Raw genomic sequence first — 24364 nt, forward strand, 5'->3', positions numbered from 1 at the left:
TCCTCTGCGTTGGAATACTGTCTGTTATGGCAGTTTTGATCGCAGAAGGCTACGCAGCCGGCCGACCTGCAGCTGAGGTTAATCGCGCTTCAGCAGCTACACCGGTGGCTTCGGAATTCCCTGCAGACTGAACAGCGAGTCAGGATCTAGACAGGAGCCTTCTACAACCATCATTTATCCACAAAGAATAGTGCCTCTCCTGATCACCAAAAGGTATTAGGAGAGGCACAGTCATTTTCGGCCGTCGGGTGTTTGGGCAAGCCAAGGTGCGCCCGTTATCCCATTACTGGGCTAGGTTTCGCCGTGAATGCCCGCCGAACCTGACGTGCGGCTCTCTGAACACCAATGCAGAGGAGCGCTCTGTGTCCGCAGGAACTGCCGAACCACCGCGAAAGGGCGTCTCTGATACGTCCCGCAAAGGGGTCCTCAAACGGTACGCACCCTGCCCTGACCTGCGCATTTAGAAGTTTCGAGATTCACAGGAAAGTCGACCGTCCCGTTAGACCTGTCCGGTGACTTGTCCGGTGAGCGGGCGACATACGGCACAGTATTTAGAGCCAAATTGGCCGGTCCGTTCAGGCTCCTGTCATCAGTGTTTGGGCGGGAGGATTGTGTCGGAACCACGAAATTCTGCTGACCAGTTGGTTTCCATCCAGTGCCGAAGCGGATCGAATGCTCCCTGCGGTGTCCAGCCCTCGGTGATCTCGTTGCCGACTCGGTCGAGGAAGGCTTCGGGATGGGGTGAGCGGACAATGTATCGCCAGCGTGGGGAGGCGATCGCGGCAGTGAGCATGACGATGGAGGGGTAGAGAGCCGCCGCAACCAGTGCCGGGCTGTTGGTTATTCGGGGGTGGTTTGCTGTCAGGGATTCGTATGTGTTCATAGCGGTGCTGAAGTGCTGGAATTGCTCGTACCAGCTCCAGTTGATGACGCTGGAGATGTGGAATGCGCGGCGTACTTGTGCGTGTCCGTGTCGGGTGATGAGGTTCTTATGGTGGTGCCAGGCTTCAATGATTTCCGGGCAAGCGTCGATGTTGAATTGGTCGGCGATCGTACCGACACCGTCTCCGATCCAGAGTCCGTGGTTGGGGCAGATGACGCGTTCGTGGGTGGTGTAGACCTCCACGTAGGGGCCGGCGCCGCGGGCCAGGGTGCAGTGGTGGCAGGCAGGGGCATGGGTTGTGCGGATTGGCCGGCCAATGAGTTTTAGCCGCAGCTGCGGATCCGGGTGCCGGTTGGCCAGTTGCGGCATCGCCAGCAGGAGGATGTCCGGTCGGGTGTCGTTCCATGTGGCGAGGTAGTACATCCATGGCCGTCGATCCCTGCGCATTGTCTTGATGAGCTCGCCGGGCTTGAGCATGTTGGCGTTGTTGATGCGCCGGATGAAAGATCGGGTTGTCTCATCCTGGTAGGGCCGTACGGGCCTGGGCAGGGGGCGATCCGGTTCTGGCAGAAACTGGCGTGCAGTCATTGGTTGGACGGATTCATTGCCGCTGGCCGGGGCGCGATGGATTCGGCGGCGTGGTCGAGGATGATGTCGTCGAGCAGTGCCCGGTCTATTCGTTCGGTGCCGTTGAGGATGGCCAGGATGGCTGCCTCGCGGATGAGGTGGGAGAGGCTGCTTATGCTGCCGCCTGTGCGGTGGTGTAGGTACTGGCTCTGGGCCGTGAGTGTGTCCGGCACGTGATCGTGGAGGCGCAGCCCGTTTTCAAGGGTCGCAACGAGCGAGTCCCACTCATCGGTGAGCGGGAACGGCCCGGTGGTCATGAGCACGGAACGGCCACAGATTTGCCGGCCCCGCATGCCAGTGAACAGGCCGGAATTCTCCACGTTGATGCCCGCATAGACAAAGGTTGCTTGCATGTGTTCGGTGAAGTATTTCAGGTGGTCGGACATGTCCTCCCCGGCACTGGTGGCCAGGTTGAGGTTGTGGATTTCATCGACGATGACGAGTTCTGTTTTGGCCATGGTGAGGACTTGGCAGACGGCGTCGGCTATGTCGGTGACGTTCTGTCTGGCTCGGTAGGGAAGGCCGAGGAAGTTCGCGAATTCGCTGGCGAGTTTCTTGGGGGAGCCCTTTGGGGGAGTGGTGATGTAGACGACCGGGATCCGGTCTCGCTGGTCGGGATATTTCCGTTTGACGAGTAGTTCATGGGTTTTGCCCAGGAGCTTGATCGCTGTGGTCTTCCCCGACGCCCAGGGGCCTGAGACGATCAGGCCACGGCGGGCGCTGATCTCGCGCTGGTTGAGCATCACCAAGATCTTGCCCTGGTTTGCAATCTTGCGGACGGTGGATGTTTCTGCCAGGACGAATTCGGAGTGGTAGCTGATGCGTTGTTCGTCGTAGCTTTCACGGCGAGCAGCGGTCATTGCAGCCAACGCTGCTGTGTCGGCCAGCTCGATGTTGGGTGCGGTGGAGGCCACGAAACTGCGCCAGCCCTGCAGCGTGGTGGTGGGGGCGCGACCGCTGGTTCGAAGTTCTGTTACCACCATTTGTCGGCCTCCTTTTGGGGGTCATAGATCTTCAAGGGAATGATCTTGGCCACCGGCGGGGAGTCCTGTTCCTGGTCCGGCGCTGGTTCGATAGTCGGTACTAGAGTCGCCGGGGGCTTTGCTTCTTGCAGTGGTTTGCCGAGTCCGGGGCGCGTTCGTTGGGAGTTGATGGCGGCCTTGTTACGGGCTGCTGCGCGTTGATTCTTTCGTTGTCTTGCTGCTGGTTTGGCTGGCGGGGAAGCCTTGTCGAGGATGGCCTCCACAGCAGTTTTGACCTCAGATTCGGATGGCGTCGTGATGCCACGCTCGGCGACGACCTGGCGGGCGTAGTTCCAGATGTCGTCACCAAAGGGTTGGGCTCCGGAGGAAAGTTGACGCCAATAGGCGGTGATCCAGCCACCATCTTGAGGGTTGCGGATCCAAACGCATGCAATGTCGTAGGGATCGTATTTGACCTCCCAGAGGCCGTTGAGGGCTTTCATCCCGGATTTTTGGCCACGGTAGGGGTTCAGCTCTTCGGTGTCATAGACGCGGTGGCGGATCTTTACTCCGTAGCTGTTGATGACTCGTGTTTCCGTGGGCATCAATTCCAGGTAGTCCTCCGCGGTGAAAGGTGCCGGAACGTAGCCGCTGACGGCGAGCAATGCCGCGTACTTTTCATTCGGAGACAGTACCCGCGAGGTCGTGAATGGATCCCGCAATCCGTCGTGGGGACGGTTCTGCCAACCGGTCACAATCCACTCGTCCAGGAGGTCTTGGATCTCCGGGAGGGAGAAGATGGCCTGCTGCTCGGCGTTCTTGCCACGACGCTCGACGGAGGAGCCCAGATATCCGGTGACGAACTGGGCAAACAAGGTGCCGATGGATTGCAACGTCCGCTCGATGATTGGTTTGTCGGTCGGAGTGTCTGGATGGGCCGGCTGAAGGTTGATGCCTTGGCTGCGGCAGGCATTCTTGAAAGTGGCTGAGAGGTAGGCCTTGCCATGGTCGCAGACGATGGTTTCAGGCACGATGACGGGTTTCGCGGCGGCCCCTGCCAGGCGCTCGTCAATGGATTTCATGGACCGGTAGGGCATGGCGGACGCCGCCATGGAGGCGGCCTGTGACCAGCCTGGCCGCATGAGCTCCGGGGTCATGCACCGTGCCAGCAACAGGGCGGCATCCACGGCCTTGGTGGTGGGGCGGATGACGGCGGCTGGGATGCTGCGTGTGGCAATATCAACCATCGCTGTCAGCTCGACCCGTCCTATGACGCCGTCGTCGAGTTCAACGGCGATATCCAGGGGAGTGGAGTCAATCTGCATCAGTTCCCCTGGCCTGACAGGGTAGACGGCGCCGAAGGGTGCTGCTGGTTGCTGGGCCAGCGTGCGCCGGGTGCGGGCCGAGCCTGTAGCGTGTCGGCCTTCAGCGAGCCGGCCTATCAGCCTGTGGAAAGTGGCTCGCGATGGCAGGGCAACTGTGCCGGCCCCGTGCTGGGCATCCAACGCTTGGCCGACTTGGTGCATTAGGCGGTCAGTGGCGCCTGAGGATTGATGTGTGTTCTGTTCAAGTACCTTCATGGTGGCATCCACCACCCGTTGATCCGTCTTTCCTGCCACGGGGTCACGGCGGATGAGGCGCTGATCGACGAGTCCGAGAACCCCCTGGCGTTCGTAGGCTCGCCTGAGCCGTTCAAGTTTGCTGAGGCTGAACCGGACTCCTTGTGCGTCGAGTTCGGCAATTTTGGCTAGGTCCCGCTGCCTGAGCGATGTCAGTTGTGGATTGTAGATTCGCCGGGGCATGTACGTCACGTCCGCATTGCAGGGTGCCCCGTCGAGGACTTCGGTGATGTGCCCTTCAAGCCATCTCGCCTTCCGCTGAACTTCCTGGGGCAGCGCTTCGAATAGCGGTGATGGTCCTGCGATTCTCCGCCGGAGGGACACAATGTTCAGCGCTTTGAAACTCTTGTCCGCGACGAGGGCGCTGACTTTGATGGCGACAGGTGCTTCGCCTGAGGCGGCAAGCAGGACAATACCACCGTCAAGGCCAGTTAGTTGGTACCGGATCCCGTGCAACTCGACGTCGTCACCGATTCTCAACATCTCAGCTTTATCGATCATGCAGAGGCCTCCAACGTCAGCAGTGTGTCGTTGCATAGGGGATGTCGCCAAAGGTCGGCCCTAATCTTGTGGCTCCACATCATGTGAAATAGGGTCGGCAGGGTGATGACCGGATCGCCGATAATGTTCGCGAGGCTGCCAATCGTTTGAGCTCCGGCCGCAGCGAGAACAGCCGACAACTGGGTCAGTGAGGGTTCGCGAGCACACCGGGGATGGCGGTAGCCGGACAGCCAGCGCAAATTCCCTACATAGACGGCAGGCAACGCTCCGAGGCGCTGGTATTCCCAGCCAACGGTGGAGCATAGGCGCATGGTGGCCTGGAAGACTTCCTCGTCAGCGGGTTTCACCCGCTCATCGGGACGAACGTCAATCACGACGGCGGTTCCGTCAGCGTGTCGGATAAAGAAGTCCGGGACATGGGAATGCTGGGGGAGTGGTGTTGACCAAATGATCCGGAAGGGTTGGGATGAGATGCCTGTGACATCCGGGTCGAAGTCGAGGGACATCAGGTTGTCGCGTTCGCACCAGGATTCGAATCCGACGTGGCGTTGGTTTGTGGTGCACCACCAGAGGCCCGCGAAATTTCGTTGGCCCTTGAACGCCGCGGTGGCACGAATGGGCTGGGCATGTTCGAACGGGACCATCCAGCAGTCAGCCAATAGTGATGTTGTTGAGGCGCTGGTGAATTGCTCCCTGAATGACAGGGTGCTTGCTGGAGCGTGGTGCCCGGCGAGAGCGTCGGACGCCGCGGCTGAGCGTCCCATAGCTTGGATTTTAGTCCCGGCCACGGTTCGGGTGCGTCAACTAAGTTGAGACACGCCGGACAATGCGTCAACTAACTTGAGACGAACTGGACTAATGCTTCAACTAACTTGAGATTGCGTCACTTTAGATGAGACAGGACACAAATCGGCTGGTTTACGCGGATCGGGGAGTGCCAGATTCGCTTTACTTGACATAATGTAGATTATCGGCGCAATGGATGAGGATCCGAAGGTGGACCGCAGTTCAGCTATTTGTAGTGGTATCGAGCCTGCAAGATGATCAGGTCTTCGCCCTCAACAAGGTACACAAGGCGATGCTCTTCGGTGATCCGTCGGGACCAGACGCCAGCAAACATATAGCGCAATGGTTCCGGCTTGCCAATGCCTGCCGCAGGATCCCGCAAAGCATCGTTTATCAAGCGGTTGATTCGCGTGAGCATTGCCTTGTCGGCACCAAGCCAGTATGTGTAGTCATCCCAGGCATGGGGTGTAAATGCGAGTCTCATTCCACAAGGTCATGCTCATGAAAGTTCCCGGTGCTTGCTTGCTGCAGGCTCTCCAGCAGGCGCTTGGCATTCGCGGGTACACGCAGCAAGTACGCCGTTTCCTCGAGAGCTTCGTACTCGTCCCTTGAGAGCAGGACCGCGTCGCCCTTCCGGGAGGTAATCCGAATCGCCATGCGGTCGTTGTTCACCTGCTCAATCAAGGGAAAGAGATTCTTTCTTGCCTCACTGGCCGTTACGGACATTTACCCTCCCTGGGTTCTGGTACAACTTTATGGTACCACTCGGGTGATCTCAGTGATATGGAAAGTACCATCCGTACTTGCCGACTTGCTGATCCCGTCGGGCAACAAGTGAAGAACGGCTGAGGGTGCAGGCAGCAACGTCGACTGGCTCAAGCCGAGCCCTCCCCACGGGCAATGGAGGAATCTGAGACAAAGATCCGTCCCGGACCCTAACCACGCGAACCTGGATCAATATAGCGCCATTCCAGAGCCACCGACGAAAGCCTGCAGCCAGTGCGTTCATCGTGGGGAAAAACTCCCCCGACTCCCCCGCCAGCCCATGCAAAATGACGACCACGGGTCCGGGGCCGCCCACCAGATAAGACAACTCCACAGAGTCGCGCACAATCGAACACCGTTCGACAATCAGGCGCCGATGTACGCTGCCAGGTGCTCACCAGTCAGCGTCCCCTTGCCAGCCACAAGCTGCGCCGGCGTTCCCTCGAAAACGATGCTGCCGCCGTCGTGCCCGGCACCGGGACCTATATCGATGATCCAGTCCGCATGCGCCATGACCGCCTGGTGGTGCTCGATCACAACGACCGACTTCCCGGACTCGACCAGCCGGTCCAGGAGTCCCAGGAGCTTTTCGACGTCGGCCAGGTGCAGGCCCGTGGTGGGCTCGTCGAGGACGTAGATGCCGCCCTTCTCCCCCAGATGCGTGGCCAGTTTGATGCGCTGGCGCTCACCGCCGGACAAGGTGGTCAAGGGTTGGCCGAGCTTGAGGTAGCCAAGTCCGACGTCGGACAGCCGGCTCACGATCTTGTGCGCGGCTGGCAGCTTGGCCTCGCCTTCGCGGAAGAATTCCTCCGCCGCATCCACCGACATGGACAGGACCTCGCTGATGTTCTTCCCGCCCAGGTGGTATTCGAGGACGGCGGCCTGGAAGCGGCGGCCTTCGCATTCCTCGCAGACGGTGGAGACGCCAGCCATCATGCCGAGGTCGGTGTAGATGACGCCGGCGCCGTTGCAGGTGGGGCAGGCGCCCTCGGAATTGGCGCTGAACAGGGCGGGCTTGACGCCGTTGGCCTTGGCAAACGCCTTGCGGATGGGGTCCAGCAGCCCCGTGTAGGTTGCGGGGTTGCTGCGGCGGGAGCCGCGGATGGCACCCTGGTCCACCGTGACCACACCTTCGCGCCCGGAGACGGAGCCGTGGATGAGGGAGCTTTTGCCGGAGCCGGCCACGCCCGTCACCACCGTGAGCATGCCCAGGGGAATGTCGACGTCGACGTCCTTCAGGTTGTTCTCGTTGGCGCCGCGCACCTCCATCATGCCGGTGGGTTTGCGGAAGGTCTCCTTCAGCTCCATGCGGTCGTCGAGGTGCTTGCCGGTAAGGGTACCGCTGGCGCGCAGGCCCGCGATGGTGCCTTCATAGACCACCTCGCCGCCGTCGGATCCGGCCCGCGGGCCCAGGTCGATCACGTGGTCGGCGATCGCGATGGCCTCGGGTTTGTGCTCCACGACGAGGACGGTGTTGCCCTTGTCGCGCAGCTGCAGCAGGAGCTGGTTCATGCGGGCAATGTCATGCGGGTGCAGGCCGATGGTCGGCTCGTCGAAGACGTAGGTGATGTCCGTCAAGGAAGATCCCAGGTGACGGATCATCTTGGTCCGCTGGGCCTCGCCGCCGGACAGCGTGCCGGAGGGTCGGTCCAGGGACAGGTAGCCCAGGCCGATGTTCACGAAAGAGTCTAGGGTCTCCCCCAGTGCCCCGAGCAGCGGCGCCACAGAGGGCTCGTCCAGTGAACGGACCCAGGCGGCGAGGTCGCTGATCTGCATGGCGCATGCGTCGGCGATGCTCACACCGTCGATCCTGGAATTGCGGGCATGCCCGGCCAGGCGGGTGCCGTTGCAGTCGGGACAGGTGGTGAACACGACGGCGCGCTCCACGAAGGCACGGATATGCGGCTGCATGGCGTCCACATCCTTGGCCAGCATGGATTTTTGCATCTTGGGAATGATGCCTTCGTACGTCAGGTTGATGCCCTCGACCTTGATCTTGACGGGTTCCTTGTGCAGGAGGTCGTGCAGTTCGGTCTTGGTGAACTTGGCCAGCTTCTTGTCCATGTCGAAGAATCCGGAGCCGGCGAAGATGCGCCCGTACCAGCCGTCCATGCTGTAGTTGGGCACTAGGACGGCGCCCTCGCTGAGGGACTTTTCGGAGTCGAACAGCGCATCGAGGTTGAAGTCGTTGACCTTGCCCATGCCCTCACAGCGCGGGCACATGCCACCGGTGATGGAGAAGCTGCGTCGCTCCTTGATTTTCTCCCCACCCTTCTCGATGGTGACGGCGCCGGCGCCGGAGATGGAGGCGACGTTGAATGAGTAGGCCTGCGGTGAGCCGATGTGGGGCTGGGCCAGGCGACTGAACACAATGCGCAGCATGGCGTTGGCGTCGGTCACGGTACCGACGGTGGAGCGCGGATTGGCGCCCATCCGCTCTTGGTCAACGAGGATCGCTGTCGTCAGCCCCTCCAGGACGTCGACGTCGGGTCGCGCCAGTGTGGGCATGAAGCCCTGCACAAACGCACTGTACGTTTCGTTGATCATGCGCTGGGATTCGGCGGCGATGGTGCCGAATACGAGGGAGCTCTTGCCGGATCCGGATACGCCGGTGAATACCGTCAGGCGTCGTTTGGGAATCTCCACGCTGATGTCCTTGAGGTTGTTCACCCGAGCACCCTGCACACGGATCAGGTCGTGGCTGTCGGCTGCATGCCGTCCTGTGGTTGTTGTTTCCACGTCTGCATCGGTGCTCATGGGGCCTCTTTCGTCGGTCAGCGTCGCAGTCCACTTTAGCGCGGTGAACCGATGAGGGACGGAGGAAAGGTTCTCCGTTTCTGCTCACTCCAGTTGGAACCCATTTCTTTACGCACGACGCCGGAACCGGCCACTTCCAGCCCGGCCTGTCTGCGCAGGTGCGGGGGTTCAGTCGAAGCGCACAAAGGACCTCAAGGCACCGCCGCCATATGCGGCTGTTTCCTCGAAACCAAGGGACTCATAGAAGGCCTTTTGCCCGGTTCCATCGTCGGTCAGCAGTACCTTTTGGCGCACTCCCCCGTAGCCTTCCAATGCGTGGCGTACCAGTGTCCGGCCGACTCCCCTCCGCTGGAAGCACGGTCGAACCAGAATGTCCTGCAGGTACCAAATGCTGGCGCCGTCGGAAATGACCCGGGCCAGGCCCACCAATTGATCCCCTGACCAGGCTGAGACAACCTTTGAGGAACCGGCCACGGCAGCAAGCAATGTTTCCGGAGAGTCCGTATAACTGCTCCACCCCACTGACGTGTACAGGTCCATGAGCCTGGCGTTGTCCACTTGGCCGCCATCACCGTACACAATGTCACCGGCCAACGGCATGGCCAATTTCACTAAACTCTTCGACCGTCAACAACTTCTGGGCATGGCATGAGAGCATCTGGCCCCATGTTCCAGGGATCCGCCCCTCATACGGGTAGGGTGCCTGTTCGCCAAAGGTATGGGCAAAGGCTTCCAGCAGATTCAGCAGTTGAGTGCCGTCTGCGTCGTAGGCGGTCGTATGGAGGGTAGTCTCCTCGGGGTCCTGGGCGAGGCCCCCGCCGCGACGTTCAATCTCCTTGAGAAGCCTGGAATTCCGTGCCTGGTGCTGCTCGGCCTGCTTGTGGATACTGTCGACATCGCAGTCTGCCATGAGCATCGTGTGCGGTGTTCCTGCTGTCACTTTGAGCCTTTCCAGTGATTCACGGTGCATCAAGCTGCGGATTGTGCTTTGCACCGAGTCGCTTCTGCGGTGGCGGGCTCCACTCCTCAGGGCACGACATTTCCCTTGCCGGCCTGCTCCCCACGGAGGAAGTCGGCGTCGCGTTCGTACATGTCGGCATCGTCATTCAGTTCAGGCTTGCCGAGATCAACGGCTTTACCGCGCGAGAAATCTGCCAGGTCCCACAGCCGGATAATGGCAACCCGGAGCACATCCTTCCAGCTGGCATCGGAACCGTAGGCGTCCAGGATGAGCTGGACCCGGCGCCGGGCCTGACCCATGCCCGGCGCGTTCGACGGCGTGTCCCGGGTGAGCGGGACGGCCCGGGTTGCGAAATAGGCCAGGTCCCACAGTCGCGGCCCGGGCGAACACATGTCAAAGTCGATGGCCCCGGTGAGCTGTCCGTCATGGAAGGCGAGGTTGTGGGGCGCAAAGTCGTTGTGGCAGATGACTTCGGCGGGAATCTTTGCCGGCGCCTGCCAAGCGGCCCCATCCATGCAGAAGCCAATGCTGGCGTCGTGGAGCTGGCGGAGGCGGCGGGCCCCGTCGATGAGGACGGATTCATGCCACGCCCAGTCAGACAGCGGGTACGGGGGCACCTCCCCCGGGACGTAGCTCAGCCGTTCCCTGCCATCCTCGATGGTGATGGGCTGCGGGATCCAGTCGATGCCCGCCCGGCCCAGATATTGCAGGTACCGGTGAACGGTTGGCGTCCAGGGACCCGCGGTGCGTGTGACGGTGTCGCCGTCGCGTTCCACGGCGTTCATATTGCCGCCGGACAGGGTCTCGGCCATGATTCCTCCTCGGGGCAGGAAGGGCCCGGGCCGGGTGTCCGGCCCGGGCCCCGGGTACACTATTCGGCGGGCTGCGGAGCGGCCGGGTTCTCGATCACGAACAGTTCGCACGGGGCGTTGTAGTACTTTTTGGACAGGCCCTGGTGCTCCATGCCAATGCGGCGGCACACGCTCTGCGATGCCTCGTTGACGGGGTTCGTCACGGCCACCACCTGCTCCAGCCCTGAGGCGAAGGCATGCTCCAAAACGGCGGTCGCCGCTTCGGAGGCAAAGCCGTTGCCCCAATGGTCGGGGTGGAAGTGCCAGCCGATTTCGACGTCGGACGAGGGTTGTAGTGGTTCCTCACCTGAGGCGGGAATAGGCTTGAGCAGCAGCGTTCCGACGGGCAGTCCGTCTTCCTTGCGGGTCACGGCCCAGATGCCGTGCACGGGGTGGTCCAGTGCCTTGAATCGCTCCAGCCGCTCGACCGCTTCGGAGCGGCTTTCCATCACGGCCGGTTCGGTGCCGATGAAGCGTTGCACCACCCAGCGGGAGTAAAGATCGAAGACAAAGTCGACGTCGGAATCCTGCCACGGACGCAGGGCAAGGCGATCGGTTTTGATTTCAACTGTCATTTCTTCATTATGCACGTTCCGCGGCGGCCTGCTCATAGGCCGCGGATTCCCGGGCGAGTTCGGCCGTAACAAAGTCTTCAACGCCCGTTCGGTCCACGCCCGCGTCGGCCAAAACACCGGCACCGTTTTCATGTTCCAGCAGTGCCAGAAGAAGATGCCCGCTACCCACGTGGTTGTGGCCCAGCCGGAGGGCCTCCCGGAAGGAAAGCTGCAGGACCTTTTGGGTGTCCGCAGCAAAGGGAACCAGGGACGGGACCGTGTCTGCTGGTGCCGCAAGCGTTCCCGCAGCGGCCTGCCTCATGGCCTCCAGCGGCACGTGCTGTGCGGCAAGTGCACGCACTGCCGTGGTGTCCGTTCCGGCGAGCAGTCCCAGCACCAGGTGCTCGGGGCTGATCGAGATGTTCTTGACGGCATGCGCCTCGTTCTGCGCGGCCACCACCACGTTGCGGGCATGTTCGGTGAAGCGGCTGAAGCCCTGGCTCGCGTCCAGGTCTGGCTGCTCCCCCGACGCCTTGGTGACAAAGCGTTTCTGGGCCGCCTGTTTCGTCACGCCCATGCTGCGCCCAATGTCGGACCACGATGCCCCTGAACGCCGGGCCTGGTCCACAAAGTGGCCGATCAAGTGATCGGACACCGCGCCAAGGTGTTCCGAAACAAGCATGGCGCCGGACAACTGTTCCAGCACGCTGTCATGGGAGCGCACCAGGGCTGAGATGAGGTCATCCAGCGGGGCGGGGTTTGAAATATCAAGTGAAGAGCTCATGCGTCAACCATAGGTTGACGCACCGCTCCCGTCAACCCTCAGTTGACGCGGCGTCCTCCGGGACCGCGTCCGATCTCAACGCCCCGTTATCTGCAGGAGCGTTGGGTAAAACCGCCCGTTATCTGCAGGAGCGTCTGAAATGCGGGTGGGGTGAGGAGGGCGTGGGCGTGGGTCGGCACAGGTTCAGTCCTCCAGCAACTGGCGCAGCACGTACTGCAGGATGCCGCCGTGAACGTAGTACGCCTCCTCGGCGGGGGTGTCGATCCGCAGGGTTGTGGCAATATCCCGGGTGCCGCCTCCGTCGGAGGAAACCCTGACCATGACCTCGCGCGGCAGCGGGTTCGCCCCGGCCAGGCCCAGGACGGAGTAGCTTTCAAAGCCGGTCAGGCCCAGCGAGGCGGCCGACTCGCCGTCCTTGAACTGCAGCGGCAGCACGCCCATGCCGATCAGGTTGGAGCGGTGGATGCGTTCGAAGGAGGTGGCCAGCACGGCCTTGACACCCAGCAGCATGGTGCCCTTGGCCGCCCAGTCACGGGAGGACCCGGAACCGTAGTCCGTGCCGGCCAGCACCACGAGCGGGGTGCCCTCGGCCAGGTAGGCAGTGGAGGCGTCAAAGATGGTCTCCACCTCCCCGTCGGCAGAGCGCTTCGTGAAGCCGCCCTCCGTGCCCGGCACCAGCAGGTTGCGGAGGCGGATGTTGGCAAAGGTGCCGCGGATCATGACGTTGTGGTTGCCGCGCCGTGAACCGTAGGAGTTGAAATCGGCCTGTGCCACACCCTGTTCCAGCAGGTACTGCCCGGCCGGCGAAGACTTCCGGATGTTCCCTGCCGGGGAGATGTGGTCGGTGGTGACCGAGTCCCCCAACAGTGCCAGCACGCGGGCGCCCACAATATCCGTCACGGGTGCGGGCTCGCGCGCCATGCCGTCAAAGTACGGCGGCTTGCGGACATAGCTGGAGACATCCGACCAGGCGAACATGTCACCCTCGGGCACCTCCATGCCGCGCCAGTTCTCATCACCGTGGTAGACATCCGCGTAGCCGTCCGTGAACATGTGCGCCTCGAGGCTGGCGTCAACCACTTCCTTAATCTCCGCCGTCGTGGGCCAGATGTCCTTCAGGAACACCGGTGCGCCGGAGGAGGAGGTGCCCAGGGGTTCACGCAGGAGGTCAACATGCATGGAGCCCGCCAATGCGTAGGCGATAACCAGCGGCGGGGAGGCAAGGAAGTTCATCTTCACCTCGGGGTGGATGCGGCCCTCGAAGTTGCGGTTGCCGGAGAGGACGGCCGAGACGTTCAGGTCCTTGCCGGTGACGGCGGCGCTGACCTCGGGGATGAGCGGGCCGGAGTTGCCGATGCAGGTGGTGCAGCCGTAGCCCACCAGGCCGAAGCCGATCTTGTCCAGGTACGGGGTGAGCCCCGCCCGGTCAAGGTAGTCGGTGACGACCCGTGAGCCCGGCGCCAGCGTCGTCTTCACCCACGGCTTGCGGTCAAGCCCCAATTCCACCGCCTTCTTGGCGAGCAGTCCGGCGCCGATCATGACCGAGGGGTTGGAGGTGTTGGTGCAGGAGGTGATGGCCGCGATGACGATGTCGCCGTGGTCGAGGCTGAGCTGTTGGCCCTCGAGCACAAACGACGCCGGATCGCTCGGCCACTCGAGGGAGTCCCCGGAGCCGTCGTCCTCAAACACGCGCGGTGGCTCGTCGCGCGGGATGCGGTTGCTGATGGCCACGGGGTCGCTCGCGGGGAACGATCCATCCCCGGCGTCGTCGAGTCCGCCGGCCAGCACCGCCACATCCTGGGACTCCCCCGCCAGCAAACCGCGGACGGCGCGGGAGGCGCTGCGCAGCGGGATCCTGTCCTGCGGCCGCTTCGGCCCGGCGATGGAACTCTCCACGGTGGACAGGTCCAGTTCCACGATCTGGCTGTAGTCGGGTGTGTGGTTGGGGTCGTGCCAGATGCCCTGCTCCTTGGCGTACGCCTCCACGAGGGCGATCTGGTGTTCGGAGCGGCCGGTGAGCCGCATGTAGTCCAGGGTCTCCTGGTCGATCGGGAAGATGGCGCACGTGGAACCGTACTCGGGGCTCATGTTGCCCAAAGTGGCCCGGTTCGCCAGTGGCACATTGGCAACGCCGGGGCCGAAGAAGTCCACGAACTTCCCCACCACCCGGGTCTTGCGCAGCAGCTCTGCCACAGTGAGCACCAGGTCGGTTGCCGTGGCGCCTTCCGGCAGTTCGCCCGTCAGCTTGAAGCCCACCACCTGCGGCACCAGCATGCTCATCGGCTGGCCCAGCATGGCAGCCTCGGCCTCGATGCCGCCCACACCCCAGCCCAACACGCCCAAGCCGTTCACCATCGGTGTGTGCGAGTCCGTGCCCACGAGAGTGTCGGGATAAGCCTGCGCCACGCCGTCGACCGTCCTGGTGAACACCACCCGGGACAGGTACTCAAGGTTGACCTGGTGGCAAATGCCGGTATCTGGCGGCACTACCAGGAAGTCCGCGAACGACTGCTGGGCCCAGCGCAACAGCTCATACCGTTCCTTGTTGCGCCGGAACTCAAACTCTGAGTTGATGGAGACGGCGTCGGGGCGGTTGAAGACGTCGGCAATGACCGAATGGTCAATGACCAGCTCCCCGGGAATGAGCGGGTTGATCTTGGTCGGGTCCCCGCCCAGATCTGCCATGGCGTCGCGCATGGCCACCAGGTCAACCACGCAGGGGACGCCGGTGAAGTCCTGCATCAGCACCCGGGCCGGCGTGTACTGGATCTCCTGGCTCGCCTCCGCACTGGGGTCCCAGTCCCCCACGGCACGCACCTGTTCGGCCGTGACCAGGCGGCCATCCTCATTGCGGAGCAGGTTTTCCAGCAGGATCTTCAGGCTGTACGGCAGTCGTTCCGACCCCGGCACCGCCGCCAGCCGGTAAATCTCGTAGCGCTCGCCGTCAACGGTCAGCTCACCGCGTGCATCGAAACTGTTGGAAGACATGCCAATCCCCTTAATTGATTCGTACCCTTGAGGTGCAACGCCTTGGGAACACCCCATTGGTCGCAACCCTTAAAGCCACCATGGCCCCGAACCGCGTTTCTGGCAAGGGGTGCGGGTTTTGCTTGACACAATGGAACCTTGGGAAAGCCCGACAAAATGCCACAGGAGGCAGGCGCATGAAATTCACCCTGGACGTTGACATGGACGCGCTCGCAGGCGACGCCGAGCCGGAGCTGGGCCGGATCCTGCGATACTGGGCAGGCAACCTCAAACACTACGATCTCGCGCCGGGAACTGCCGAAACCATCATGGACAGCGCCTACACTCCTGTGGGCACGTGGCGGATCGAGGACTCCAATGCCTGAGTTACTGCTGATCGACGACGCCTATCTGCGCGTCACCGTCGCCGCCGTCCTGGACGCCGGGAAACTGCCCGCGATCGTGCAGGCCGGCCACCCCGTGCTGCGGTCCCGCGCCCTGCCGTTCACCGGCCAACTCGCTCCTGACGAGCTGGCCCGGCTGATCGAGATCATGACGGAAACTATGCGTGCCGCCCCCGGTGTTGGCCTGGCCGCCCCGCAAATCGGCATCCCGCTGCAGCTTGCCGTGCTCGAGGACCAGTATGAGAGCACCGCCGAGAACGCCGCCGCCCGTGACCGCGAGCCACTTGAGCTGTTCACCATCATCAACCCCAGTTACCAGCCGGTGGGCGACGCACTGGCCTCACACTACGAGGGCTGCCTGTCCATGTCCGGCTGGCAGGCGGTGGTGGACCGGCCGGCCTCCGTGGAGTTGAAGTACGACGACGAACACGGCACCGCGCACACCGCCACCTTCTCAGGGTGGCAGGCAAGAATCGTCCAGCATGAGACCGACCATCTGTTCGGCACCCTCTATATCGACAAGGCGCACACCCGCTCGCTGGCCGGCAACGCCGAGTACAGCACATTCTGGGCCAATCCGGAGGTCGCGGCGGCCAAGGCCGGGCTGCGGTTCTAGCTGTTCCACGTTTCACGTTGCTTGCGGGTGTCCCTTCATTGGGTGATCACCTTCCCCTAATCAGATTCGAGTTTGCAGTTGTTGGATTCTGCAATCGCTTTCCGGGCTCTTTTGGTCCAACAACTGCAAATTCGAATTCGTCAGTGCCCGAGAGTTGGGGACGCCACGGCGAGCAGTTCCGTCGACGAGTGACACCGCCTCTCGCACTGCGAGGCCACCCGGGAATTCTGGCCACGCCGCCGCCAGCCACTAGGCTTGATGGATGGACACCGCCGCACTGAACTCCCTGCTCTGCCCGATCTGCGGCCTCGAATTCTCCGACAGCACGCCCCGGTCGCTTTCCTGCGGCAACGGCCACAGCTTCGACTTCGCCCGCCAGGGATACCTGAACCTGTTGACCGGGCACGGCACCAAGTTTGTCCCCGACACGGCCGCCATGGTTGAGGCCCGCGATGCTTTCCTCGACGCCGGCCACTATCAGCAGCTGGCCGACGCTCTGAGCGAGGGCGTGCGTGAGCTGCTCGCCGGCCGTGGTGCAGGGCCCGGGGTCGCATCGGACGCCGAACCGGCACTGATCATCGACGCCGGCACGGGCACTGGCTACTACCTGCAGCACATCCTCGCCAAACTGGGGCAGGACGCCTCCCACAATGTTGCCGCGGTGGGATTGGACATTTCCAAGTTCGCCCTGCGCCGCGCCGCCCGCCGCAACCCCGATGCCGTGAACATTGTCTGGGACCTGTGGCGTGAGCTGCCGCTGGGAGCCGGGGTGGCCGACGTCGTGCTGGTCATTTTCGCACCCCGGAACAGCCGTGAGTTTGCCCGCATCCTTAAGCCCGGCGGCCACTTGCTGGTGGTGACACCGCTGCCGGGACACCTGGCCGACATTGCCGACGAGGCCGGGCTGCTGGGTATCCAGGAGGACAAGGAAGCGGCGCTGAAGGAGTCGTTCGGTGGCGAGTTTGAGCTGCTCGGCAGCCAGGAACTCTTGGTGCCACTGCAACTGGCCCCGGCCGACATTGGCAATGTGGCCTTGATGGGGCCGGCGGGGCACCATATGGATCCGGTGCAGCTGGGAGAGAAGCTGCGCCACCTGCCGGCGGTCACCGGGGCAACCGCAGCTTTCCGGATCTCGATGTTCCAGCCCCGAAGTGTTTGAGGCCAGTCGCCAGGCCAGGCGTCAGAGCGCTCCCTGATTGTTGGGCAGCGGTTCGAGGGGTTCATCCAGATTTACCATGGAGGAGCGTGGGCTCTTGGCGTGCAGGTCGACCCGCAGCCAACGCAACGTGAGCTGCGTCAGCGGCCCAACGCCCAAGGCGAAGGCCGCGGTTCCGGCGCCGACAACTCCGCCCAGGAAGAAGCCGACCACCACCACGCTGAGTTCAATCCCGGTGCGGATCAGCCACACCGGCCTGCCGCTGACCCGAACGAGTCCTGTCATCAAGCCGTCACGCGGGCCGGGGCCCAGGCCCGCGCCGATGTACAGCGCCGTGGCGAAGGCGAGCAGGAATAGGCCGGCGGCGAAGGACAGGACCTGCAGGGCCAGCTGATTGGCTTGCGGGATCAAGGCCAATCCGACGTCGGCAAACACGCCCACCAGAATGGCGTTGGCGAACGTGCCAAAACCCGGGCGCTGGCGCAACGGAATCCACAGCAGCAGGACCACGCCACTGATAACGATGGTGCACAGTCCAAAGGAAATCCCGGTGGTGCGGGAGAGCCCCTGTGCGAAGACGTCCCAGGGTGAGGCGCCGATGTTGCCGCGGATCATCAAGGCGATTGACACGCCGTACAGGGCGAGCCCCAGAAAGAGCCGGACGAGCCGGACTGGGAGCTTTTGGGTGGAAAAGAACGAGGTCATGACTCAAGTTTAGGCAAACTGGCCTTATGCGGTAGAGCCAATTGCACTAAGGTGGCCTTATGAATTCCTTTGTCACCGGACGCCGACTGGCACGTGAACTGGGTGAATGGCGCAGCAACGCCCCCGCCTACAAGGCACTCTCCGAGCGCATCCGTGTCCTTTTGATGGATGGCAGGCTGGCCAGCGGGGCAAAGCTGCCGGCCGAACGGGAGCTCAGCCAGGCGCTGGAGCTGAGCCGGACCACGGTGGCGGCAGCCTATTCAAAATTGCGCGACGACGGTTTTCTTGAGAGCGTGCGCGGTTCCGGCAGCACCTTGCGGCTGCCGGGCCGGGAACGCGGCGAACATGCCCTGCACGGCGGAATGGCCCTTGACTTTACGAAGGCAACCGCCCCCGCCTATCCCGGGCTGCACGCCGCCTATGCTGCCGCCGTGCAGGAACTGTCCAGCTACCTGGGCCATGACGGCTTTGACCTGGTGGGCCTGCCAGACCTCCGTGAAGCACTCGCACAGCATTACCGTGACAGGGGCCTGCCCACCTCCGCGGACCAGATCATGGTCACCATCGGGGCCCAGCATGCACTGAACCTTGTCACCCGGACGCTCTACTCCCCCGGGGAACGGATTTTGGTTGAACAACCCAGCTACCCGCATGCGCTGGACACCTTTGCCTCCGTGGGCGCCCGTGTTCTGGCATTCCCCGTCCGGCAGGACGGCGGCTGGGACCTGCCCGAGGCCCTGCTGCAGATCCGGCGGGCGGCCCCCAGCCTGGCATTCCTCATGCCGGACTTCCACAATCCAACCGGCATGAGCATGTCGCTTCACGAGCGAGAATACCTGGCAGCGGCGGCGGCCCGGGAAGGCACCGTGCTGGTGGTGGATGAAACCACGGCGCACCTGGACATCGACAGGGGCCCCCTGCCTCCCATGGCCACCTTCAACCCGAACATTCTCACCCTGGGTTCCCTGGGAAAGATCGCCTGGGGAGGCTTGCGGGTTGGCTGGGTGCGCGGACCACGGGAAATCCTGGCCCAACTCCTGCGCAACCGGCCCGCCGTCGACCTTGGCACCCCGCTGCTGGAACAGCTGGTGGCCACCCGGCTGGTGCAGGATTGGCCCACCATGGTGGCCAGCCGCAGCGCCGAGCTGCGCCGTGGCCGCGACACGGCTGTTGCACTGTTGCGGGAGCAGTTGCCGCAGTGGCAAGTGGAGGTGCCCGACGGTGGGTTGTGCCTGTGGATCAACACTGAAACCATTTCCAGCTCCGCCCTGGCTCTTGCGGCACGGTCACAGGGTCTGGGGATCGTGCCCGGCCCCCGGTTTGGCATTGACGGCGCCTTTGAACGGTATTTGCGGCTGCCGTTTTGTTATGCCGACGAGGATTTGCGCGAGGCGGTGGCCATTCTGGCCCGGCTGAGCCGGGAGGTGGGATCGGACCCGTTGAGAATGCCATTGCAGGCCGTCATTTAGCCGCATTTTCCCAGCTGCGCGTAGTAGGCTCGTAGCTACGCAATATAAGTCTCTAAGGGGGACTCAATGCTTGAATGGATTAATGACTTTGGTTGGATCATCTGGCTAACGGTGTTCCTGCTGTTGGCCGTTGCCGAGATGCTGACATTGAACCTGTACTTCATCTTGATGTCGGTGGGTGCCCTGGCCTCGCTGGTGGCATTCCTGTTCGGCGCTGAGTTGTGGCTGCAGATTGTCATCTTCTGCGTTGTTGCCCTCGCCACTACGGTGCTCATCAGACCACTGGCTCTTGCCCACCTGCACCGCGGGCCTGCCGACCAGCTCTCCAATGTTGACCGCCTGATCGGCCACAAGGCCGTGGTTCTGGAAACGGTTGGCATGGGTGGCGGCCTGGTGAAGATCGGCGGCGACATTTGGACCGCCCGCATTTCCGGCGGCAGTGAATTGCCTGTCGGCGCAGCAGTGGAAGTCTCTGCCATTGACGGCGCAACCGCAATCGTGAGCGGCCCGTCCGCACACAAGCCTGCGGGAACAGCCACAACAACTGCTTAGCTGCAGCCACGCACGCGGGTGCATGCCCGCGTGCCGAAAATGGCTGCAGAACATCTTTATATAGAAAAGAGGGGATTTCATGGGAGACGGAGCCGGCACCATTGTTTGGCTGTTTGTTGTTTTAGTCCTGCTGATATTCGTAGTAATAGTCCTTGTCCGTTCGGTGCGCATCATTCCGCAGGCTCGTGCGGGCGTCGTCGAACGGCTCGGAAAGTACCAGCGCACACTCAACCCCGGCCTGACGGTGCTCATTCCATTCGTGGACCGTTTGCTGCCGCTGTTGGACTTGCGCGAGCAGGTTGTATCCTTCCCGCCGCAGCCCGTGATCACCGAAGACAACCTTGTGGTCTCCATCGACACGGTCGTCTATTTCCAGGTCACCGACCCGCGTGCAGCAACCTACGAGATCGCCAACTACATTCAGGCCGTGGAGCAGCTGACCACCACCACCCTGCGTAACGTTGTGGGTGGTTTGAACCTTGAAGAGGCGTTGACCTCCCGTGACCAGATCAACGGCCAGCTTCGCGGCGTCCTTGATGAGGCCACGGGCCGCTGGGGCATTCGCGTCAGCCGTGTTGAGCTCAAGGCCATTGACCCGCCACTGTCGATCCAGGACTCCATGGAGAAGCAGATGCGCGCAGAGCGTGACCGCCGTGCCGCCATCCTGACGGCCGAAGGCACCAAGCAGTCAGCCATTCTGACTGCTGAAGGTGAGCGCCAGTCCTCCATTTTGAAGGCTGAGGGTGATGCCAAGGCGGCGATCCTGCGTGCAGATGGTGAATCCCAGGCTATCCAGAAGGTCTTCGGCGCCATCCACAAGGGCAATCCGACGCAGAAGTTGCTGGCCTACCAGTACCTGCAGACGCTGCCCAAGATCGCCCAAGGAACGTCCAATAAGCTGTGGATCATTCCCAGCGAAGTTGGCGAGGCGCTGAAGGGCATTGGCAACGTTTTGGGGACCACCACCCCTGATACGGACGACGCCGGTGAGCCCGCCACGGGTGCCCAGGTTTAGCCCCGGCGCTGCCTAAGTATTGTTCGGAACCCGCCGCGCGGCCAAACACGTATAATAGGTGTTTGGCCGCGCGGCATTTTGCCCGGCCACAACTTTTTCGCCTCATCCACACAGAGCAGGAACAACTGGCGGATGAGCAGCGTTGAACCAACAGTGAACTACTTGAGGGAGAAGTCATGAGCGATCGCAGTCTGCGTGGTATGCGCCTGGGCGCACAGAGCATGGAAACCGAATCCGGTGTGGAGCCGGCCCCCCGTCAGCGTGTGGAGTACCGATGCGCTGACGGTGAGCAGGTGTTTGTCATGTTTTCCAGCGAAGCCGAGATTCCGGCAACCTGGACATCCAAGACCGGCAAGGAAGCCTTGCTCGTCAACGGAGAAGCACCCGACACCTCCAATGACAAGCCCATCCGCACCCACTGGGACATGCTTCTGGAACGCCGCTCGCTGCCCGAGCTGGAAGTTATCCTGGCCGACCGGCTGACCATCCTGCGCGAAAAGCGCGGCGAAAAGGTCTAAGCAAGGGCTAGTGCAACAAACGCCCCTGGGAGCATTCCCAGGGGCGTTTGCTTTTAACTCTGAAATCTATGGGGCGGATGAATTTGTTCTAAGGGTTCACTTGGTGCGGCGGGTGAGCTTGTTCCAGCGGGCGGCCAGTCCCCATTTGGTGACGTTGACCATGGCTTCCTGGACAATGTTGCCGCTCATCTTGGAGGCGCCAAACTCACGTTCAACGAACGTGATGGGAACTTCCACGACCGTCAGGCCCTTTTGGCAGACACGCCACAGCATGTCCACCTGGAAGCCGTAACCAACCGATTCAACGGAGTCGAAATCCAGGGCTTCCAGGGTGGCGCGCTTGAAGGCGCGGTACCCGCCTGTCACATCCCGGATGGGGATGCCCAACAGCACACGCGAGTACAGGCTGCCGCAGGTGGAGATCAACTTGCGGTGCAGCGGCCAGTTCACGACCTTGCCGCCGGGGATCCAGCGGGAGCCAAGCACCAGGTCCGCACCCTGCTCAATGCCGTCCAGCAACAGCGGCAGCTGCTCGGGCTGGTGGGAGCCGTCGGCGTCCATCTCAACAAGCACGTCGTAGCCGGCCGCAAGGCCCCAGGTGAAACCTGCAAGGTAGGCGGCCCCCAGCCCTTCCTTTCCTGCGCGGTGCAGGACATGTACCTGTGGGTCCTTGGCAGCAAACTCGTCGGCCAGGGCGCCCGTGCCGTCAGGGCTGTTGTCATCGGCGATGAGAACGTCCGAATGGGGCACTGCGGCCCGAAGGCGGGTCAGCGTCTTGGGCAACGACTCAATCTCGTTGTAGGTGGGGATAATCGTCAGGACACGCAAAAATTGCTGCCTTTCAGTTCTGACAGCACTGGGAAGCAAAGTGTTGCCTCCACCAGTGCCAGCATGCGGTGTCTGCACAAGATACGCGGGCAGACCAAGTCAATGCTCAAGTATAAGTGAGGAGTCTGGGGAAAAGATAAGCCCACGCGCCTTCGGACCAGATGGCAGCCCTGAACGTGCACGATGGGGTGCACGAGGCCGATCTGTTTTCTACTGGCGCGTGGACTTATCTCCATATGTCGGTAAGACGGTCTCCCGCACCGACCGGGTGCCTCCCCCAAAAGGAGGCTCTCCGCTCCCCTAAAGCTAATTGCCCGCTCTCTTGCTGTCAACATGGCGCTGACCTGCGACGATGCCTATCATCGCAGGTCAGGGACCATGGTTGTGCAGGGAAGTACTTGTCGGTAACTTGCCGTGTTAAGTGCCGTTGGTGAAGTCGTCGGCCGCGTACAGCTCCCTGCCGCGGTGAACAGTTTGCAGGCAGCGCGGATCGTTGCCTGTATCAAGGGCCGGCAGCAGCGGCGTCCGGGCCCTGGGGTCTGTTGACCAGGACTGCACCCGCTCGTCGGCAACCTGCACCATGAGCTGCTCCACATCCCAGATGGCAAAGCTGGCCGGTGCCCCGGCGCCCAGCTGTCCATGGAAGGGGTTCTCGGACTTGGCTGCGCGCCAGCCGGCCCGGGTGTGGCCGATGAAGGCGGCCCTGGCGGAAATGCGTGAGGAGGGTTCGTGGTGGTTGAGCGCAGCACGGACGCTGGCCCACGGGTGCAGCGGCGTGACCGGTGAATCGGAGCCAAAGAACAACGGCACTCCCGCTTCATAGAAGCGGGCCAGCGGGTTCAACCCCAGTGCACGTTCGGCACCCATCCGCTGGGCATACATGCCGTTCGTTCCACCCCAGAGTGCATCAAAAACTGGCTGCACGGAAACGCCAACAGCATGTTTGGCCAAGGCTGCCATGGCAGCAGCATCGACCATTTCGGCATGTTCAAAGCGGTGTCCGGCTGCGCGGATCGCGTCGATGCCCACCTGCTTGGCTGCCTGCTCCAGGCCGGCAATCGCGATCTCCATGGCGCCGTCGCCAATCACATGGAAGCCGCCGGTCAACCCCAGCTCGGACGTTGCCGCCAAATGGTTGGCCACCTGCTCAACGCTCAGCTGGGCACTGCCCTCGGTATCGGGTGCGTCCGCGTACGGCTGGCGCAGGAACGCCGAGCGCGAACCCAGGGATCCGTCAATGTTCAAATCCCCAGCCAGGCCCAACACGTCGACCCCAAGCCCGGCCAACACGCCCCTCGCTTCATCGGCGCTGGAAACAAGCTGGCCCCAATAAGGCAGGATCTCCGGCAGCGCCTCGGTTGCCTCAGCCGCGGTCAGGGCCATGAGCGCCTGCAGGTCATCGGGCGAACCAACGTGCGGGGCACTCATCTCAGCCAGTGCCACATAACCGTTGGCGGCCGCGTGGCGCAGTGCGCCTTGCTGCAGCGCACGACGGCGTTCGGGTGTCACGTTGCGGGCGGCATCGCGCGCGGTGGTGTGTGCCCGGGCGCTGACCAGTCCGTCGCCGTCCCAGCCGGGCAGGGCTGCCAGGGCGCAGCGCTGTGCCAGGGAGGCGGACACGAGGGCCGAATGAACATCGACGCGGGCAAGGTAGACCTCGCGGCCGCTGGCGGCCCTGTCCAGTTCGGCGGCGGTGGGCAGCCGGTCATCTCCCCAAGCGGAATTGTCCCAGCCACGGCCCAGGATGATGCCGGCGGACCCCCCGGTCGCAGCCGCCACCAGGTCGAGTACGTCCTGCGCCCCGCGGGCTGCGGAAAGATCCACCGACTCCAGGGCCAGCCCCGTCTCGGTGACGTGCACGTGGGAGTCAACAAAGCCGGGCGCCACCAGTGCACCGTGCAGGTCCACCTCCCGCATTCGCGAATCCAGCAGGGAGGTGGCAGCATGCTCGGAGCCGACCCAGGCCACCACATCCCCATCCACCAGCATGGCCGTGGCAAAGGGGTCTGCGGCGCTGTAGATGGAGCCGTTGCGGTACAGGGTCAATGACATGGGAAGGAAGGTCCTTTCAGGAAAATCAGCAA

Annotated in this window: 23 protein-coding genes; 7 read left to right on the top strand and 16 right to left on the bottom strand. The window is 62.7% G+C overall.

What is annotated here, in order from left to right; all coding sequences use genetic code 11:
* Positions 1 to 589: 589 nt before the first annotated feature.
* From art_RS02935 to art_RS02995, 13 genes are all read right to left on the bottom strand, one after another.
* Positions 590 to 1471: a hypothetical protein gene (locus tag art_RS02935; protein ID WP_038462395.1), complete on the bottom strand. Its 882-nt coding sequence runs from the start codon at positions 1469 to 1471 to the stop codon at positions 590 to 592.
* On the bottom strand, positions 1468 to 2493 hold the full coding sequence (locus tag art_RS02940; RefSeq protein ID WP_038462398.1) for a TniB family NTP-binding protein: 1026 nt from the start codon (positions 2491 to 2493) through the stop codon (positions 1468 to 1470). The genes art_RS02935 and art_RS02940 overlap by 4 nt, the downstream gene beginning before the upstream one ends.
* Positions 2484 to 4592, bottom strand: coding sequence for a Mu transposase C-terminal domain-containing protein (locus tag art_RS02945; protein WP_038462400.1), 2109 nt, complete (start codon positions 4590 to 4592; stop codon positions 2484 to 2486). The genes art_RS02940 and art_RS02945 overlap by 10 nt, the downstream gene beginning before the upstream one ends.
* The gene (locus art_RS02950; RefSeq protein WP_216699579.1) at positions 4589 to 5356 is read right to left on the bottom strand and encodes a TnsA-like heteromeric transposase endonuclease subunit; all 768 of its coding nucleotides are present in this window, start codon (positions 5354 to 5356) and stop codon (positions 4589 to 4591) included. The genes art_RS02945 and art_RS02950 overlap by 4 nt, the downstream gene beginning before the upstream one ends.
* Before the next feature lie 248 nt (positions 5357 to 5604).
* On the bottom strand, positions 5605 to 5862 hold the full coding sequence (locus art_RS02955) for a Txe/YoeB family addiction module toxin (protein ID WP_038462404.1): 258 nt from the start codon (positions 5860 to 5862) through the stop codon (positions 5605 to 5607).
* A complete protein-coding gene (locus tag art_RS02960) occupies positions 5859 to 6104 on the bottom strand; it encodes a type II toxin-antitoxin system Phd/YefM family antitoxin (RefSeq protein ID WP_038462406.1) in 246 nt (81 codons plus the stop codon). The genes art_RS02955 and art_RS02960 overlap by 4 nt, the downstream gene beginning before the upstream one ends.
* Before the next feature lie 405 nt (positions 6105 to 6509).
* On the bottom strand, positions 6510 to 8900 hold the full coding sequence (locus art_RS02965) for an excinuclease ABC subunit UvrA (RefSeq protein WP_038462408.1): 2391 nt from the start codon (positions 8898 to 8900) through the stop codon (positions 6510 to 6512).
* A 168-nt stretch (positions 8901 to 9068) separates the two neighbouring features.
* Positions 9069 to 9500, bottom strand: a complete 432-nt coding sequence (locus art_RS02970; protein ID WP_052135940.1) for a GNAT family N-acetyltransferase — start codon at positions 9498 to 9500, stop codon at positions 9069 to 9071.
* Positions 9484 to 9870, bottom strand: coding sequence for a hypothetical protein (locus art_RS02975; RefSeq protein WP_162182026.1), 387 nt, complete (start codon positions 9868 to 9870; stop codon positions 9484 to 9486). Before art_RS02975 ends, art_RS02970 begins: the two co-directional genes overlap by 17 nt.
* A gap of 56 nt (positions 9871 to 9926) precedes the next feature.
* Positions 9927 to 10673, bottom strand: a complete 747-nt coding sequence (locus art_RS02980; protein WP_038462412.1) for an aminoglycoside phosphotransferase family protein — start codon at positions 10671 to 10673, stop codon at positions 9927 to 9929.
* Between the two features lie 59 nt (positions 10674 to 10732).
* On the bottom strand, positions 10733 to 11287 hold the full coding sequence (locus tag art_RS02985; RefSeq protein WP_038462414.1) for a GNAT family N-acetyltransferase: 555 nt from the start codon (positions 11285 to 11287) through the stop codon (positions 10733 to 10735).
* Positions 11288 to 11294: 7 nt separating this feature from the next.
* The gene (locus tag art_RS02990) at positions 11295 to 12050 is read right to left on the bottom strand and encodes a Clp protease N-terminal domain-containing protein (RefSeq protein ID WP_038462416.1); all 756 of its coding nucleotides are present in this window, start codon (positions 12048 to 12050) and stop codon (positions 11295 to 11297) included.
* 183 nt (positions 12051 to 12233) lie between these two features.
* Positions 12234 to 15038 carry an aconitate hydratase gene (locus art_RS02995; protein ID WP_038462418.1) on the bottom strand — a complete coding sequence of 935 codons (2805 nt, stop codon included), beginning with the start codon at positions 15036 to 15038 and terminating at the stop codon, positions 12234 to 12236.
* Between the two features lie 176 nt (positions 15039 to 15214).
* Here art_RS02995 and art_RS03000 point away from each other — a divergent pair, with 176 nt between their 5' ends.
* The 3 genes from art_RS03000 to art_RS03010 all read left to right on the top strand — a co-directional run bounded on the left by art_RS03000 (position 15215) and on the right by art_RS03010 (position 17196).
* Complete coding sequence (locus tag art_RS03000) at positions 15215 to 15403, top strand: hypothetical protein (protein WP_038462420.1); 189 nt, start codon at positions 15215 to 15217, stop codon at positions 15401 to 15403.
* Positions 15396 to 16037, top strand: coding sequence for a peptide deformylase (locus art_RS03005; RefSeq protein ID WP_038462422.1), 642 nt, complete (start codon positions 15396 to 15398; stop codon positions 16035 to 16037). The genes art_RS03000 and art_RS03005 overlap by 8 nt, the downstream gene beginning before the upstream one ends.
* Before the next feature lie 262 nt (positions 16038 to 16299).
* Entirely contained in the window at positions 16300 to 17196 is an 897-nt protein-coding gene (locus art_RS03010; RefSeq protein WP_038462424.1) for a putative RNA methyltransferase, read from the top strand.
* A 21-nt stretch (positions 17197 to 17217) separates the two neighbouring features.
* On the opposite strand, the gene art_RS03015 is transcribed toward art_RS03010, so the two are convergent.
* Positions 17218 to 17898: a YitT family protein gene (locus art_RS03015; protein ID WP_052135941.1), complete on the bottom strand. Its 681-nt coding sequence runs from the start codon at positions 17896 to 17898 to the stop codon at positions 17218 to 17220.
* A 59-nt stretch (positions 17899 to 17957) separates the two neighbouring features.
* On the opposite strand from art_RS03015, the gene art_RS03020 reads away from it, so the two are divergent.
* From art_RS03020 to art_RS03035, 4 genes are all read left to right on the top strand, one after another.
* Positions 17958 to 19367, top strand: coding sequence for a PLP-dependent aminotransferase family protein (locus art_RS03020; protein ID WP_038462426.1), 1410 nt, complete (start codon positions 17958 to 17960; stop codon positions 19365 to 19367).
* A gap of 66 nt (positions 19368 to 19433) precedes the next feature.
* Complete coding sequence (locus art_RS03025; RefSeq protein WP_038462428.1) at positions 19434 to 19919, top strand: NfeD family protein; 486 nt, start codon at positions 19434 to 19436, stop codon at positions 19917 to 19919.
* A gap of 79 nt (positions 19920 to 19998) precedes the next feature.
* Entirely contained in the window at positions 19999 to 20934 is a 936-nt protein-coding gene (locus tag art_RS03030; RefSeq protein WP_052135942.1) for an SPFH domain-containing protein, read from the top strand.
* 176 nt (positions 20935 to 21110) lie between these two features.
* Positions 21111 to 21452, top strand: a complete 342-nt coding sequence (locus art_RS03035; RefSeq protein ID WP_038462430.1) for an RNA polymerase-binding protein RbpA — start codon at positions 21111 to 21113, stop codon at positions 21450 to 21452.
* A gap of 96 nt (positions 21453 to 21548) precedes the next feature.
* Here the strand turns inward: art_RS03035 and art_RS03040 are convergent, their stop codons facing one another.
* Positions 21549 to 22280, bottom strand: a complete 732-nt coding sequence (locus art_RS03040) for a polyprenol monophosphomannose synthase (protein ID WP_038462432.1) — start codon at positions 22278 to 22280, stop codon at positions 21549 to 21551.
* Positions 22281 to 22697: 417 nt separating this feature from the next.
* Positions 22698 to 24332: an amidohydrolase gene (locus art_RS03045; RefSeq protein ID WP_038462434.1), complete on the bottom strand. Its 1635-nt coding sequence runs from the start codon at positions 24330 to 24332 to the stop codon at positions 22698 to 22700.
* Positions 24333 to 24364 lie beyond the last annotated feature (32 nt).

Source organism: Arthrobacter sp. PAMC 25486 (assembly GCF_000785535.1).
Taxonomy (GTDB): Bacteria; Actinomycetota; Actinomycetes; order Actinomycetales; family Micrococcaceae; genus Specibacter.